A 14927-nucleotide genomic window follows, 5' to 3' on the forward strand; every position below is an offset into this window, starting at 1 on the left:
AGAATGATGATGTTATATATATTTTTCTAAATTAATAATAGTTTTTATTTGATTAATCAAATATGATTAAAAAGGATGATAAACAAATACCTTAAATGATTAAATGAGGATTGAAGAATTATGTTAATCGGTTTAATTTCAGACACACATATTCCTGATAGAGCAAAAGAAATACCGCAAAAAGTAATTGATGCTTTTAAAGATGTTGATTTAATATTGCATGCTGGAGATTTAACATCTATGAAAGTTATAGAAGAATTGGAAAAAATAGCACCAACTATAGTAATACAAGGAAATATGGACAGAATAAATGGAATTGACCTTCCAAAAACAAAAGTAATCACTGCAGAAGACCTGAAAATTGGTTTAGTGCATGGAGAAGTTTATCCTAGAGCAGACACACAACAATTATTATATATTGCAAAACAATTACAGGTCGACATTTTAGTATCTGGACATTCACACCAACCAAAAATTGAACAAATAGAAGGTGTTTTACTTTTAAATCCAGGCAGTCCAATTGTGCCAAGGCTTGCAGATAGAACTGTGATGTTACTTGAAATTAACAAACAAGAAGTAAATGTAGAAATTAAAAAAATTGGTGCGCCTGTCTGTAGTGCACTTGACTTTGACAAATATAAGAGGGATTGAAATGGGAAGCAGATGGCAGATGGAAAAACATAATGACCCATATTATAAAAAAGCTAAACAAGAGGAATATCGCTCAAGAGCATCATATAAACTCAAACAACTTGATAAAAAATATAAACTAATCAAAGAAGGAAACACAGTCGTTGATCTTGGAGCAGCACCTGGAGGATGGTCTCAAGTTGCTCTTGAAAAAGTTGGAGATGAAGGAATTGTTGTTGGAGTGGATTTAAATAGATTCAAAAAATTCCATGAAGAAAATTATTATGGGCTCAGAGGAGACTTCACAACACCTGAAATTCAAGAAAAAATCATGACCCTCATTGGAGGAAAAGCAAAAGTAGTAATGTCTGATGCATCACCATCATTATGCGGAATTAAGAATATTGATCAGCTTAGATCTATTGATTTAGTTAATGTTGTAATCGAAATTGCTGAAAACATATTAGAAGAAAAAGGAAATCTTGTAATGAAAGTATTCCAAGGTCCCGAATATAAAAACATGCTAGATTCTCTTAAAGGAAAATTCAGACATGTGAGAACAACAAAACCAGCATCATCACGTAAAAAAAGTTCTGAAATGTATGTTATTGGCTTAGAATATATGCCAAATAAACGAAATAGAAAAAAAAGAAAAAATTAGAGACTATTATAAGCCTTTTCAGCAGATTCAAGTTTTTCTTTAGCAAAAACAATTCTACTATCAACATCATTAGATGGTTTATCTGCATCTAAAGCACTTTGAACATTTTCAATAGCGGAATTAGCCCGAGATAACTCTAGTTTAGCATCATTATAAACTTTAACATCATCAGCATCACCTGCATAATATGTTGATTTAATATTATCAAATTTAACAGACAAATTGCTGTATTCAGCTTTAAGTTCTGCAAGCTCATCATATTGTGTTCCAGAGGATATATCATTAGTAATACTGGATGAAACAATACTATACCCCACATATGCCACAACGATAATTGTTGAAATTATCATTATGATTCCAACAACAGAAATCATCATAGAAGTAGATTTAAATAAACTTAATCTAGATTTTCTCATATTATCCTCGAATAATTTAATAAAAAAATATTAGATTATAGTATATTAATTTTAGTATATAATTTTTATTACTAATCTTACAATAACAAAATTCTTTTTAACTATGAAAAAATAATAATAAGATAATGAATTCAACTACTAAATCACAAACATCAATTGCAAAATTTGAAGAATTTTTTGCTACATCATATAAGGACGACGTATTCAAAATCCTTGAACAATACCCTGATGAACGATCACTTAATGTAGATTATCGTGCATTAGAAATATTTGATCCTGACTTAGCAGATTTATTAATAGATAAACCAGAAGAAGTTATCGATGCTGCTAAAATAGCTATAAAAAATATTGATCCACTTGTTAAAGATGCAGATATCAACATTCGTTTTGAACATTTAAGTAACATTATTCCCTTAAAAACACTTTTAAGTAAATATATCGGAACTTTTGTTGCTGCAGATGGGATTGTAAGAAAAACTGATGAAATCAGACCCCGTATTGAAACTGGAGTGTTTGAATGTAGAGGTTGTATGAGATTACATGAAGTAGAACAAAGTTCAGCAAATAGAATAATAGAACCTTCATTATGTAGCGAATGTGGAGGACGATCATTTAGATTACTTCAAGAAGAATCAAAATATGTTGATACGCAGACTGCAAGAATGCAAGAACCTTTAGAAAATTTATCTGGAGGAACTGAACCTAAACAGATGTTAATGATATTAGAAGATGATTTAGTAGATAAATTAAATCCCGGAGATAAAGTAAGAATTACCGGAACATTAAAAACTTTCAGAGAGGAAAGAAGCGGTAAATTTAAAAATTACATTTATGTAAATCATATTGAACCCCTTGAACAAGAATTTGAAGAATTGCAACTTTCCGAAGAAGATGAAGAACAAATCATCGAATTATCAAAAGACCCTAATATTTATGATAAAATCATCAAATCAACAGCACCATCCATTAGAGGATATAGGGATGTAAAAGAAGCGATAGCCCTACAGTTATTTGGAGGGGCCGCTAAACAACTAGAAGATGAAACCAAATTAAGAGGAGATATCCATATTCTTATTGTTGGGGATCCTGGTATTGGTAAATCCCAAATATTAAAATATGTTTCTAGACTCGCTCCAAGAAGTATTTATACAAGTGGTAAAGGTACAACCGGTGCAGGTTTAACAGCTGCAGCTGTAAGAGATGAACTTGGAGGATGGTCTCTTGAAGCAGGAGCATTAGTGCTTGGAGATCAAGGTAATGTTTGTGTCGATGAGCTCGATAAAATGAGATCGGAAGATAGATCAGCACTTCACGAAGCATTAGAACAACAAACCGTAAGTATTGCAAAAGCAGGCATTATGGCAACATTAAATTCCAGATGTTCCGTACTTGCAGCAGCAAACCCCAAATTTGGGAGATTTGACAGATACAAAGTGCTTGCAGAACAAATTGATTTACCTGCCCCAATTATTTCTCGTTTCGATTTGATTTTTGTAATTGAAGATAAACCAAGTAAAGAAAGAGATTCAAAATTAGCAGAGCATATTTTAAAAACTCACCAATTCAACACTGTTGATTACGAAATTGAACCTGAATTACTTAGAAAATATATCGCTTATGCTCGTAAAAATGTTAATCCAAGATTAACAGAAGAAGCTAATGAAGTTTTAAAAGAATTTTATGTGAGTACAAGAAACAGCAATCCTGAAGAACAAGGAGCAGTTCCTATTACTGCAAGGCAACTAGAAGCAATTATCCGTTTATCCGAAGCCAGTGCTAAAATTAAACTTAAAGAAACTGTTGATAAAGAAGATGCAGAAAAAGCTGTTAGATTACAGTTAGCTTGTCTTAAGGAAGTTGGTGTTGATCCTGAAACTGGAGAATTAGATGCTGATATCGTAAGTGGTGGAACACCAAAATCAGATAGAGATAAAATACAAAGAGTAACAGAAGAAATCAAACAGCTTGAAGAAGAATATGCTGGACAAGCTCCTTTAAATGTATTAATATCCAATATGAGTGACAAATATGGAGTAAGTGAAGATAAAACAGAACAAATTGTCAAAAACTTGGTCCAGAAAGGAGTCATATACCAGCCAGTGAATGGATACTTCAAACGTGTGGTTTAAATTCCACATTTTATTTTTTTTGACAGGGTGTCCGCCAAAAATCTAAAATTAATTTTTGTAACTGATTAAAAGTACTCCAATTCAAAAACAAAGAAAAATTTGCATCAAAAAAATTACTTTTGGCGAACACTCGACATCATAATCCTTGATGTTAAATATGAAAATAGAAAAACAAAACTAAATGAATCATTACAGTTCAGATAATTGGTAAAATTCGTTGAAACATATTAGGATTATATTAAAAATTTTATTAAATAATTAAGGATGAAAAATAAAGAAAATACAAAACAAAATTCAATTAAATAAAATTTCAAAAAAATTGAATATGTCCTTAATTAGCAATACATTAATAAAGGATTAAAATAAAATTTAATATATTATATTTATACTAATTTTCAAGGAGAGATAATATGGATAAATACGAAGATTTATTAGAAAGAGCAATTGACCAATTACCTCCTGAAGTATTTGAACATAAAAGATTTAAAATCCCTAAAGCTTATTCAGATATTCAAGGTAATAGAACATTCATTAAAAACTTCAAAGATGTTGCAGAAGGTTTAAACAGAGATCCGCAACACTTACTAAAATTCTTAATGAGAGAATTAGGTACTGCAGGAAATATTGAAGGTCAAAGAGCAATTTTACAAGGTAAATTTACTCATTACTTAATTAATGAAAGAATTGAAGATTATGTAGATAAATATGTAATTTGTCATGAATGTAACAGACCAGATACCCGAATTATCAGAGAAGGTAGAATATTCTTACTTAAATGTGCTGCATGCGGTGCAACAGCACCTTTAAAATCTTTATAGTTTTACCTTTTTTCTTATTTTTTTATTGATAATATGTTTTGTCCAGAGTGTGGAAGTACTGATAAAAAAATGATTGGCAACATCTGCATAAACTGTTTTTTAAAAGATTTTCAGATGATTGAACTGCCTAAAAGAATCGAAGTTCAAATTTGTAGCCATTGTAATAGTAAACTTGAAGAAGGAAAATGGAGCGAAGAATTCATTCCCGAAGAAGAAATAATTTACAGAGCACTTGAGCGAAACATAAAAATAGATGATAAAGTCTCAAATGAAATTATTAATTTAGAAATTGACCAAATGAAAGGTACAATCGCCAAATGCTATGTAGAAATTGTTGGAGATGTTGAAGGAACTGAAATTGAAGAAACTCAAGAAACTGAAGTTAAAATTTTAAAAACCGTTTGTCCAACATGCAGTAAAATACAATCTGGATATTATGAATCAGTCATACAATTCAGAGCAGATAAAAGAGAAATAAAAAGCGAAGAATATGACAAAGCTGATGAAATAGTTGAAAAAACTTTAATAAAACAACTAAAAAATGACAAATTAGCATATTGCCCACAAATAGCAAAACCTAAAGAAGGTCATGATTATTACATTGGATCACTGAAAAGTGGTAGAAAAGTTGCTGAGGCTTTAAAAGAAGAGTTTGGAGGAACAATTAAAGAATCTCCAAGACTTATCAGTGAAGATAAATCTACTGGAAAAGGATTATACAGAATTTGGATTTCAGTTAGAATACCTGAATTTGAAATTAATGACTTTATCATGTTTGAAGATAAACTAATTCAAGTAACAAGTATTGATAAGAATAGAATTGTTGGTAACGATATTAAAACAGGTAAAAAACAGAATATTCCATTAAAAAATATGGAAAAAATTAAACTTATTAAAAAATCATCAGATATTGAAACAACAACAATAATTTCAATGTCTCCAAGTACAATACAAATTTTAGACCCTGCTGATTACTCCGCAGTTGATTTAGAAATGAAAGATGAATTTGCTAATTATAATATTGGAGACGAAATAAGACTTATAAAAATCGATAATTACACATATTTACTAAACTAAGTGATAAAATGAATATTGAAGAAAAGATTCAGTTAATCGAAGAGGGAACCTTAGAAGTTATAGACACTGAAGAATTAAAAGAAGTACTTGCTAAAAAAGAACCTATAGCTTATACAGGTTACGAACCTTCTGGTAAAATCCATTTAGGACATGCTGTAACTGTACAAAAACTCAAACAATTGCAAAAATTAGGATTCAAAATAAAAATCCTCCTAGCAGATTACCATGCATTTTTAAATGGAAAAGGAACTATTGAAGAAATTGCTGAAACTGCTGAGTACAATAAAAAATGTTTTCAAGCTCTCGGTCTTGATGAAAAAACTGAATATATTTACGGTTCATCATTCCAATTAGAACCCGATTATACTGATAAAGTCTATCAATTAGCTACAATGACCACTTTAAAAAGAGCAAGGAGAAGTATGGATCAAGTAAGTCGTGCAGATGATAATCCAAAAGTAGCTAGTGTAATTTATCCGATTATGCAAACTGTAGATATGGCTGCACTTAAAGTAGACATTGCTCTTGGAGGTATGGAACAGAGAAAAATCCAAATGTTGGCACGTGAAAACTTAGAGAAAATTGGGGAAAATGTTCCTATTTGTATTCACACCCCATTATTACATGGTCTTGATGGAGATGCAAAAATGTCTTCAAGTAAAGGAAATTATATTGCAGTTGATGACTCCATTAAAGATATTACTAAAAAAATCAATAAAAGTTACTGTCCACAGGGTGAAATTAAAGGCAATCCAATGATTGAAATTGCAGAAACATTTGTTTATCCAAATGAAGAAAAGTTACTCATTAAAAGACCTGAAAAATTCGGTGGAGACATTGAACTCACACATGATGAATTAATAAAAGAATTTAGTGAAGGTAATTTACACCCAATGGATTTAAAAAATGGAATTAAAGATTTCTTAATTGAATTCTTTGCTCCTGTAAGAGAATACATGGAGGAAAACTAAATGGTTGAAGAAAAAGAAGAATTCGAAATGGGTTTGCCAAATGGTGTTGGTGAACAAATGCTTGCTCATGCATTCGAAAAATTTGATATTAAATTAGAGCAGACTGAGTTTGGACCCAAACTTATCGGAGAATATGATGAACTTATAAAAGTAAAAGAATTCTTAGAAACTGGAATTCGTGACAGACTAAAAGAATTAGAAGGAGAATAATCTCCTTTATTTTTTATTGTATACAATCCGGACAGATTCCGAGATATGGTGCAATCACTTTTTTGATATCTGAAGATACTTTATTTACACCATTATTTGCGTCAATAATTTCACTTGTATAATTTTTAGCTAATTTTAAATAATTATCTTTAACACCGATTAAAAATTCCTCATTTTCGAATGTATCCTCACCAGAGGTTCTTGCAACTGATTTTTTAACATCCAAATCAAGTAAAACTAATAAATCAGGCTTTTTAGCATACTTATTTAAAACTTCAATCCAATCAACAGGTTCTTGATAAGCTAAACTTGAAATAAAAGACCTATCTGAAATAATTATTTTCGATTTATCTTCCAGTTTATCCATTATTAACATCCTATCCGCTGCAAAGAGAAGCCCCAATGTTTTTTGAACATTGTCTGTTGTTGCATCTGGACGTTGCAATATTTTTCTAATTAGTTTTCCAACTTCTGAATCTGTTGGTTCAACTAACGTTTCAACTCTAAACCCGTTATCTTCAAGCCATTGCTTTAATAATTGAATTTGAGTTGATTTTCCAGCACCATCAATTCCTTCAAATACAATATACATAAAATAGAATATGTTTTAAATTTAATATATAATTAATTATAAATATACAAATGAATAATCAATCAAGGTGTAAAAATAAAATGGTTTTAAAAGAATTATTAGCTCCAGCAGGTTCCTATGATGTATTAGTAACTGCGGTTAATGCTGGTGCAGATGCAGTTTATATTGCAGGACCAAATTATGGTGCAAGAGCATATGCTAAAAACTTTACAATTGAAGAACTGGAAAAAGCAGTGAACTATGCTCATTTAAATGGTGTTAAGATTCATGTAACAGTCAATACATTAGTCAATAACTTTGAAATAGCAGATGTGTTGAATTATTTATTTAAATTATATCAAATTGGAGTAGATGCAGTTATTGTACAAGATTTTGGATTAATTTGGCTTTTAAAAACTTTTATCCCAGATTTAGAAGTTCATGCATCAACACAAATGGGATTAAATAATTACAGTTCAATTAAATGGGCTTCAGACAATAATATAAAAAGAGTAGTTTTACCAAGAGAAGTTAATATAAATCAAATAAAAAAAACCTATAATCAACTTAAAAAAGACAATATCAGTATGGATCTTGAGGTATTTGGTCATGGCGCATTGTGTTATTGTGTTAGTGGAAAATGCTATATGTCTTCATACAATAGTGGTAGAAGTGGAAATAGAGGAGCTTGTGCCCAACCATGTAGAAGACAATATCGTTTAAAATACAGAGGTTACAATATAGGAAATGGATTTTTACTTTCAACTCATGATTTAGCTACTTACAAAAATATAAAAGAAATTTCAAATGCAGGAGTTAAATCTCTTAAATTAGAAGGCAGAATGAAATCCAAAGATTACATTGGAACAATAGTAAATAGTTACAGAAACATTATTGATGGCAACCCCGGAAACTATGAAAAAGATTTGCACCTTGTTTTTAATAGAAATTTTACCAGCGGATACATTATGGGCGATAAACCTGGAGAAGTAATGGGAAGAGAAAGTTCAGGTCACGAAGGATTATACATAGGAGATATAACCAACATTGAAGGAACAAAAGTTACTATTGAAATAAAAAATAAAGAAATTCCGGTTATTTTAGAACCTGGAGACGGAATTGCATTTAAATATAATGGTAAAATTAAAGGGATTTATTTAGAAAATATCATAAAACAAGATGAAAATGAAATCATAATAGATACAACACGTCTCGTTAAAGAAGGAACTGAAGTATTTATCAGTTATTCTTCATCAACCCATGAATATCTTAAACAATTTGAAAAAGAAACCATTAAAAATCACATTGGCCTTAATTTATCATTAACTTGGGACAAGGAATTGAACTTATACACCAAAGTTGAATATTATGTTGATGGAGAATTAATTAATTTTAGACATAAATCACTGGACATGTTCGAAAAAGCAAAAAATAAACCAGTAGATGAAAAAACAATTGAAAATCAACTTAATAAAACTGGTGAAACACCATTCTTCATTGAAAAAATCCAGTTTAATAATATGCCTAATGATATGTTCATACAAATTCGTAAAATTAATCAGATTAGACGTGAGATACTAGATAATGCAACCGAGTTGTTAATGAAACATTACACACCAACTAAAAAGGCAGTAAAAGAAGTGCGTAAGAACTTAACTAAATTTTTTGAAGATTATGAAAATAACAAAGGGAAAATTAAACAAAAAACACCTAAATTGTCATTATTCATTGATGACCTATCACAGATAAGAGCAGCCTCAGGATTTGGCTTGAAAAGAATTTATTTTGATGGTACCTGTCATTATAACAACCCAGATGATTATTTTAAAAATATTAAAGATACCTTAATGAAAGGCAGTTTAATGGCATCACCTACAGAATTTGTTTGGGTTTTATCCTCCTTTATGACACAAAAAGATGCAATTAAATGTAATGAAATTGTAAAAGAACTTGAAAATGAAGGAATCATCATTTCTGTAATGGGAGATTTTCCTGGAATGAATGATATATTTGAATGTCCAGTATATGGAAATCATAATTTAAATGTTTGGAATAGTTTTTGTGTACGTGATTTAAACGAAGCAGGATTTAAATCATTAATTTTATCATCTGAACTCTCAGGTCATGAAATTAAAGAATTAATACGTAGGAATCATGATAGAAATATTGATTTAGAAATGATTGTTAATGGAAACTTAGAAGTGATTGTGAGTAAAGATGACTTCACTAATTTAAATGACGGTAAAGATTTCATTATTTCAAATGATGCGGATTATGCAATACTAGAAGATAAAAAAAGGAAAAAATTCAAATATAAAGTGTTCTTTGACTACAACAGACAAAGTCACATCATCAATAAAGATTGTTTATGTTTAATTGAAGAGATAAATGAAATTAAAGAATTTGGTCTTGATTCATTGATTCTTGATTGCAGATATTCTAACGAAAAATATACAACACAAATATTATCAATTTATAATGAAAGCCTTCATAATAAAGATCAAGATGAGCTGTCCAAATACAAATATCAAATTATGGATTTTTCACAATCCTACATTAACAAAGGAAATTACATTGAAGGCAGATTACACGAGGATAAAAAATGAGGATTCCTGAACTACTTGCACCTGTTGGGTCAATGGATCATTTAAAAGTTGCAATAAATGCTGGAGCTAGTTCTGTTTATTTATCTGGAAAAGAATATGGTGCTCGTAAATATGCAACTAACTTTACTTTAGATGAAATTAATGAAGCAGTAGACACAGCACATATACATAATGTTAAAGTTTATGTTACTGTGAATACATTAATTAAAGAAGATGAACTGGAAGATGTAATCAACTATGTTTCCAATCTATATGCAATAGGAGTAGATGCTGTTTTAGTGCAAGATTTAGGATTGGTCGAATTGATTAACAAACACATACCAAAATTAAAAATTCATGCATCGACACAAATGACCTGTGAAAATCAGTTAAAATTAAATTATTTAGAACAAAAAGGAATAAAACGTGTTGTACTCCCACGTGAAATGAGAAAAGAAGAAATCAAATCACTTAATACAAATATGGAACTTGAAATATTTGTACATGGGGCTTTATGTTACTCTTATTCAGGACAATGCTTAATGAGTAGTTTCAAAGGTGGACGTAGTGGAAATAGAGGAACCTGTGCACAACCTTGTCGCCAAAAATATAAAATTGAAGGAATTGGAAAAGAAAATTATTATTTGTCTCCTTGTGATTTAAGTTTATTTAACAAATTAAAAGAAATTTTAGAACTAAATATTGACTGTATCAAAATAGAAGGCAGGATGAGGAACAAAGAATATTTAGCTATTGTAATTAATGCTTATCGTAAAGCATTGAATAAATTAAAAAGTAAAAAAGAGATTGAAAACGAAAATATAAATCTTGTATTCAATAGAGGTCTGTGTGAAGGATTATTTAATGATTCTCCAAAAAGAAGTTTAAAAGCCGGACATATTGGATTAAAAATTGGTCATGTGATAAAATCCGAGAAAAATCAAATCGCCATCAAATTAGATGATTCCATCAAAACAATACCTGAAAAAGGAGATGGATTGTTAATAATTAAAAATAATGATGATTATGGATTTGAAATATCCCAAAATCCAATTATAACCTCCCTAAATCATTTTAAAACTGGTAAAAATAAACCAATGAAAAATTTAACCCGTAGAGACAAAATTTTAATTGTTAAAAAAGTATGGCAAAATAAAAAGAGTACTTTTAATTTAAATGAATCTGACGTGTATTTAACAAAAAAAAACAAATTAACTAAAAAAGTTAAAGAAATAGAATCAAAAGGATCCAGTTTTATCAAATCCAAATTAGTACTTACATTTTCCATTAAAAATAAGTATCCAACACTTAAAGGAAAATTAACGCTTCAAAATAAAAAAGAAGTTGAAAGTGAAGTTATTGGAAATACTCCTTTTGAAAAACCTATCAAAAAGAGCATTAATAGAGAGGTAATTAAAAAACAGCTCCAAAAAATTGATAATTACCCTTATAACATTATTCAAATTAATATCAATTATGACGGAACATTATTTATTCCAATAAGGAAAATTAATGAACTTAGAAGAAATTTATTTGAAAGATTAGAAAAAGAAGCTATCAATTCCTTTAAACATGAAAATAAAAAAATTAAATTAAAACAATATAATAATGAAACTAATGAATCCAAATACAATATTTCTTTTTACACAAACAATTTAAAACATTTAGAACACATTGAAAATGTTGAAAGAGTTTATCTAGAAATTCCAAATAATGATGACTCATTAATTCTCTCAGAAGAAAAACCTAATATTAGTTATATGATTAACTTTATCAAACAAGCTTATGAAATTTCTTATGATAAAGATTATAAGTTAATCTGGAAATGGCCAGATATAACTCATGATAACTTAATCAAATCATTGAATAAGGTAAGGGGCATATTAAATAAAATGCATTATACTTTACCAATTATGAGCAATAGTTTTAATGGGGAGTATGGATTTTATTCAATGAATATTACAAATAATGAGACAATCAACAGTCTTAAGGACTATAAAATTTTAACATTATCACCGGAATTAACTAAAAAAGATTATGAAAATATTATTAAACATTGCAGATATCCTAAAAAAGTTGAAATCTTAGTTCAAGGATCAGTCGAACTTATGAAAACTAGATATCCGTTACTTTATGGTGCAGAAGTTAAAAAGAATTATAAAAATTATTTAATTGATAAGAAAAACAATAAATATCCTATTCATAAAAGCATTTCATCACAGGAATTAAGCATTTTTAATGATAGCGAACTTTCTTTAATTAATGAAATAAAACATTTGAAAAACATCAATTATTCTAATTTTGCAATAGATGGAAGATATAAGGACGATGAATATTATAAAATGATTGATATCTATAACTGCGCAATTAACGGATACATTAACGAAAAAGAGTTAAAAAAATATAGTTCTAAAAATACAATCGCGAATTATTAAATATTACTTTTCAAATGCTCTTGGTAATGTTGAATATATATTAAAAAAAATATCCTATAACAGAGAGGGTTTTGGTAAAAATGCAAAGGGAAATAATTACATTGCAGAATATTAAAGGAATTGGAGATAAAATCTCTGAAAAAATTATAAAAAGTGTTGGAGGTGAAAAAGAACTCCAAAAGATTGTTGACAATGCTGATGTTGAAAAAATAACCAACATTGATGGAATAAGTCAAAGAAAAGCAATTGATATCATGAATCAATTACTGAATAATCCGAAATCTGAATTTATAAAAAGTGATAGAGCTATGGAAATTTATGAAGACATCATTAACAAGATATTAGCATATTCTAACACTTCATATTCAAAAAATAGAATATTATTACTTTCACCTTCAAAAGATATTAAAAAAATTAACTCACAACTTGATTTTGTAATGGATGCAAAAGAACATGTTTCAAAACTTCCAATAATCAAATTAAAAGGATTGATGAAGAATCTAAAAGAAGTTGAAGAAGTAAAAACCGAATATGATCCAAGTAAGGTCATTCTTGTTGAAAGTGAAGAAGATAACTCATATCTTACTGATTTAGGATTAAACCAGTATTATCCCATAATAACTGCAAGTGATTCACCATTACTCCAAGAGGAAATGATGAATTATGATTTGGTATTTTATGTATATTCCCAAGGGATACTTGATTTTGAAGGGATGCCAAATCTTATAATGATAAATATTGAGGATAATGATTATGAAATAGTTCCCGAAAAAATAATCAATTTCTTTATTCAAAATAAAGATTTATTCACAAGAGTTCATGAAATACAAAAAATCCGAAATAAAGACAGTGTACTTGGAGAAATAGTCCCCATTATTGATGAATTAAATATCATTGATAAAAGAGAAGTCAATATTGAAAAACTTGTTTATTCCCTTAAAGAGGATATGGATAATGAATTAGAAAAATCAATTAAACAAATTGATCTTGAAGGAAATGAAATTCTTAACCTATTAAATAATAATTTCCCTCCAAAGATTAGTAAAATATTTGATGACATTATCAATAAACGAAAAGATATTATCCGTGAAAAAACTGGATTGAGTTTTGATCCATTTTTAAGAACATATCCCATTGAAATAGATGATGCAGAAATACAAAGAATAACACTTGAACAATCCTCTAAAAAAGAAAACGATATTTTTGATATTAAAAGAAGTGCAGCAATAGAATTAAATTCAATTAAAAAGAAAGCTATTGAAGAAGTTGAAGATGCTATAAAATTTGACTACGAATTTAGCTTAGGCAGTTTTGCATACGAATATGATTTATGTAGACCCAAGTTTAGTGAAGAAATTCAACTAACCGGAGCATTGCATTTAGAACTAGCACTTAAAAAAGATAAAGAATTCATTCAAAAAATAAATTACCAACTGACACAAAAAGAAAATATTTCATTACTAACTGGAGCGAATAGCGGTGGTAAAACAACACTGCTTGAGACTTTAACACAAATATCAATAATGGCGCAAATGGGACTCCCAGTATGTGCGGACAATGTACAAATCAAATTATTCGATGAAATTTATCATTTCTCTAAAAAAAGATCACTCGATGCAGGAGCATTTGAATCATTTTTAAATGTATTCATACCAATTGTAACTACAAATAGTGAAAAATTAGTATTATTAGATGAACTTGAAGGAATAACAGAACTTGATGCAGCAGTTAAAATCATATCAACATTCATAGATATGATAAAAGAATCAAATTCTTATGGAGTAATCGTCACTCATATGGCAAGAGAACTCATGAACTATACTGATATTCGAGTGGATGGTATCGAAGCGAAAGGGTTAGATGAAAAGTATAATTTAATTGTTGATAGAACACCCAGAATGAATTTCCTTGCAAAAAGTACCCCCGAATTAATTTTAAAAAGAATATATGAAAAATCAGATGATAATTTGAAGGCTGTTTATTCTAGAATATTGGAAAAATTCTAAATCATACTGATTTTTACAATAAAGTTAATTTAATGGAAATTTGAGTTTAAAACAAAATCCATCATAATTATAAATATCATATTCTCCAACATTATATATTTTTTTAGCAAAAGAGTGTTCGCCAAAAGTAATTTTTTTGATGCAAATTTTTCTTTGTTTTTGAATTGAATTATTTTTAATCAGTTTCAAAAATTAATTTTAGATTTTTGGCGGACACCCTAAAATTAAAAAAACATGAAAAAATCTAAATTAAATGATTAATAATTAATAAAATAATAATATAAAAAATCCGAAAACAATTGTAATAATATAAAATATAATGAGCTTGCAGCGAAATGAAATTCCCATAGAAAACCATAGTACACAAACAAAACACAAAAGGACTTCACTACTGGGATCGAAACGAGACCAGGTATAA

12 protein-coding genes are annotated in these 14927 nt (G+C 28.8%); 10 read left to right on the forward strand and 2 right to left on the reverse strand.

What is annotated here, in order from left to right:
- Nucleotides 1–120: 120 nt before the first annotated feature.
- Nucleotides 121–651: a metallophosphoesterase gene (locus EDC42_RS08900; protein ID WP_069573755.1), complete on the forward strand. Its 531-nt coding sequence runs from the start codon at nt 121–123 to the stop codon at nt 649–651.
- Nucleotide 652: 1 nt separating this feature from the next.
- Nucleotides 653–1291: an RlmE family RNA methyltransferase gene (locus tag EDC42_RS08905; RefSeq protein WP_069573758.1), complete on the forward strand. Its 639-nt coding sequence runs from the start codon at nt 653–655 to the stop codon at nt 1289–1291.
- Here EDC42_RS08905 and EDC42_RS08910 read toward each other — a convergent pair.
- The gene (locus tag EDC42_RS08910; protein ID WP_069573763.1) at nt 1288–1707 is read right to left on the reverse strand and encodes a hypothetical protein; all 420 of its coding nucleotides are present in this window, start codon (nt 1705–1707) and stop codon (nt 1288–1290) included. The genes EDC42_RS08905 and EDC42_RS08910 overlap by 4 nt on opposite strands.
- Before the next feature lie 125 nt (nt 1708–1832).
- On the opposite strand from EDC42_RS08910, the gene mcm reads away from it, so the two are divergent.
- The 5 genes from mcm to EDC42_RS08935 all read left to right on the forward strand — a co-directional run bounded on the left by mcm (nt 1833) and on the right by EDC42_RS08935 (nt 6912).
- Nucleotides 1833–3836 carry a minichromosome maintenance protein MCM gene (gene mcm / locus EDC42_RS08915; protein WP_069573767.1) on the forward strand — a complete coding sequence of 668 codons (2004 nt, stop codon included), beginning with the start codon at nt 1833–1835 and terminating at the stop codon, nt 3834–3836.
- Nucleotides 3837–4246: 410 nt separating this feature from the next.
- Entirely contained in the window at nt 4247–4654 is a 408-nt protein-coding gene (locus tag EDC42_RS08920) for a translation initiation factor IF-2 subunit beta (protein ID WP_067040760.1), read from the forward strand.
- 33 nt (nt 4655–4687) lie between these two features.
- Complete coding sequence (locus tag EDC42_RS08925; protein WP_069573770.1) at nt 4688–5731, forward strand: 60S ribosomal export protein NMD3; 1044 nt, start codon at nt 4688–4690, stop codon at nt 5729–5731.
- Nucleotides 5732–5739: 8 nt separating this feature from the next.
- The gene (locus tag EDC42_RS08930) at nt 5740–6702 is read left to right on the forward strand and encodes a tyrosine--tRNA ligase (protein ID WP_069573773.1); all 963 of its coding nucleotides are present in this window, start codon (nt 5740–5742) and stop codon (nt 6700–6702) included.
- Nucleotides 6703–6912: a hypothetical protein gene (locus tag EDC42_RS08935; RefSeq protein WP_069573777.1), complete on the forward strand. Its 210-nt coding sequence runs from the start codon at nt 6703–6705 to the stop codon at nt 6910–6912.
- A 13-nt stretch (nt 6913–6925) separates the two neighbouring features.
- Here EDC42_RS08935 and tmk read toward each other — a convergent pair whose 3' ends face one another.
- Complete coding sequence (gene tmk, locus EDC42_RS08940; RefSeq protein WP_069573782.1) at nt 6926–7504, reverse strand: dTMP kinase; 579 nt, start codon at nt 7502–7504, stop codon at nt 6926–6928.
- An 80-nt stretch (nt 7505–7584) separates the two neighbouring features.
- Between tmk and EDC42_RS08945 the strand changes: the two genes are divergently transcribed.
- The 3 genes from EDC42_RS08945 to EDC42_RS08955 all read left to right on the forward strand — a co-directional run bounded on the left by EDC42_RS08945 (nt 7585) and on the right by EDC42_RS08955 (nt 14509).
- Entirely contained in the window at nt 7585–10089 is a 2505-nt protein-coding gene (locus EDC42_RS08945; RefSeq protein ID WP_069573786.1) for a U32 family peptidase, read from the forward strand.
- Entirely contained in the window at nt 10086–12503 is a 2418-nt protein-coding gene (locus EDC42_RS08950; RefSeq protein WP_069573790.1) for a U32 family peptidase, read from the forward strand. The genes EDC42_RS08945 and EDC42_RS08950 overlap by 4 nt, the downstream gene beginning before the upstream one ends.
- A gap of 80 nt (nt 12504–12583) precedes the next feature.
- Entirely contained in the window at nt 12584–14509 is a 1926-nt protein-coding gene (locus EDC42_RS08955; RefSeq protein ID WP_069573793.1) for a MutS-related protein, read from the forward strand.
- The last annotated feature ends 418 nt before the right edge of the window (nt 14510–14927 follow it).

The organism is Methanobrevibacter gottschalkii DSM 11977, assembly GCF_003814835.1.
In the GTDB taxonomy this organism is placed as follows: domain Archaea; phylum Methanobacteriota; class Methanobacteria; order Methanobacteriales; family Methanobacteriaceae; genus Methanocatella; species Methanocatella gottschalkii.

Excerpts from the sequence above, each read along its gene's own strand:
- EDC42_RS08900 (WP_069573755.1), top strand. The coding sequence starts at position 121 with ATGTTAATCGGTTTAATTTCAGACACACATATTCCTGATAGAGCAAAA.
- EDC42_RS08905 (WP_069573758.1), top strand. The coding sequence starts at position 653 with ATGGGAAGCAGATGGCAGATGGAAAAACATAATGACCCATATTATAAA.
- EDC42_RS08910 (WP_069573763.1), bottom strand. The coding sequence starts at position 1,707 with ATGAGAAAATCTAGATTAAGTTTATTTAAATCTACTTCTATGATGATT.
- mcm (WP_069573767.1), top strand. The coding sequence starts at position 1,833 with ATGAATTCAACTACTAAATCACAAACATCAATTGCAAAATTTGAAGAA.
- EDC42_RS08920 (WP_067040760.1), top strand. The coding sequence starts at position 4,247 with ATGGATAAATACGAAGATTTATTAGAAAGAGCAATTGACCAATTACCT.
- EDC42_RS08925 (WP_069573770.1), top strand. The coding sequence starts at position 4,688 with ATGTTTTGTCCAGAGTGTGGAAGTACTGATAAAAAAATGATTGGCAAC.
- EDC42_RS08930 (WP_069573773.1), top strand. The coding sequence starts at position 5,740 with ATGAATATTGAAGAAAAGATTCAGTTAATCGAAGAGGGAACCTTAGAA.
- EDC42_RS08935 (WP_069573777.1), top strand. The coding sequence starts at position 6,703 with ATGGTTGAAGAAAAAGAAGAATTCGAAATGGGTTTGCCAAATGGTGTT.
- tmk (WP_069573782.1), bottom strand. The coding sequence starts at position 7,504 with ATGTATATTGTATTTGAAGGAATTGATGGTGCTGGAAAATCAACTCAA.
- EDC42_RS08945 (WP_069573786.1), top strand. The coding sequence starts at position 7,585 with ATGGTTTTAAAAGAATTATTAGCTCCAGCAGGTTCCTATGATGTATTA.
- EDC42_RS08950 (WP_069573790.1), top strand. The coding sequence starts at position 10,086 with ATGAGGATTCCTGAACTACTTGCACCTGTTGGGTCAATGGATCATTTA.
- EDC42_RS08955 (WP_069573793.1), top strand. The coding sequence starts at position 12,584 with ATGCAAAGGGAAATAATTACATTGCAGAATATTAAAGGAATTGGAGAT.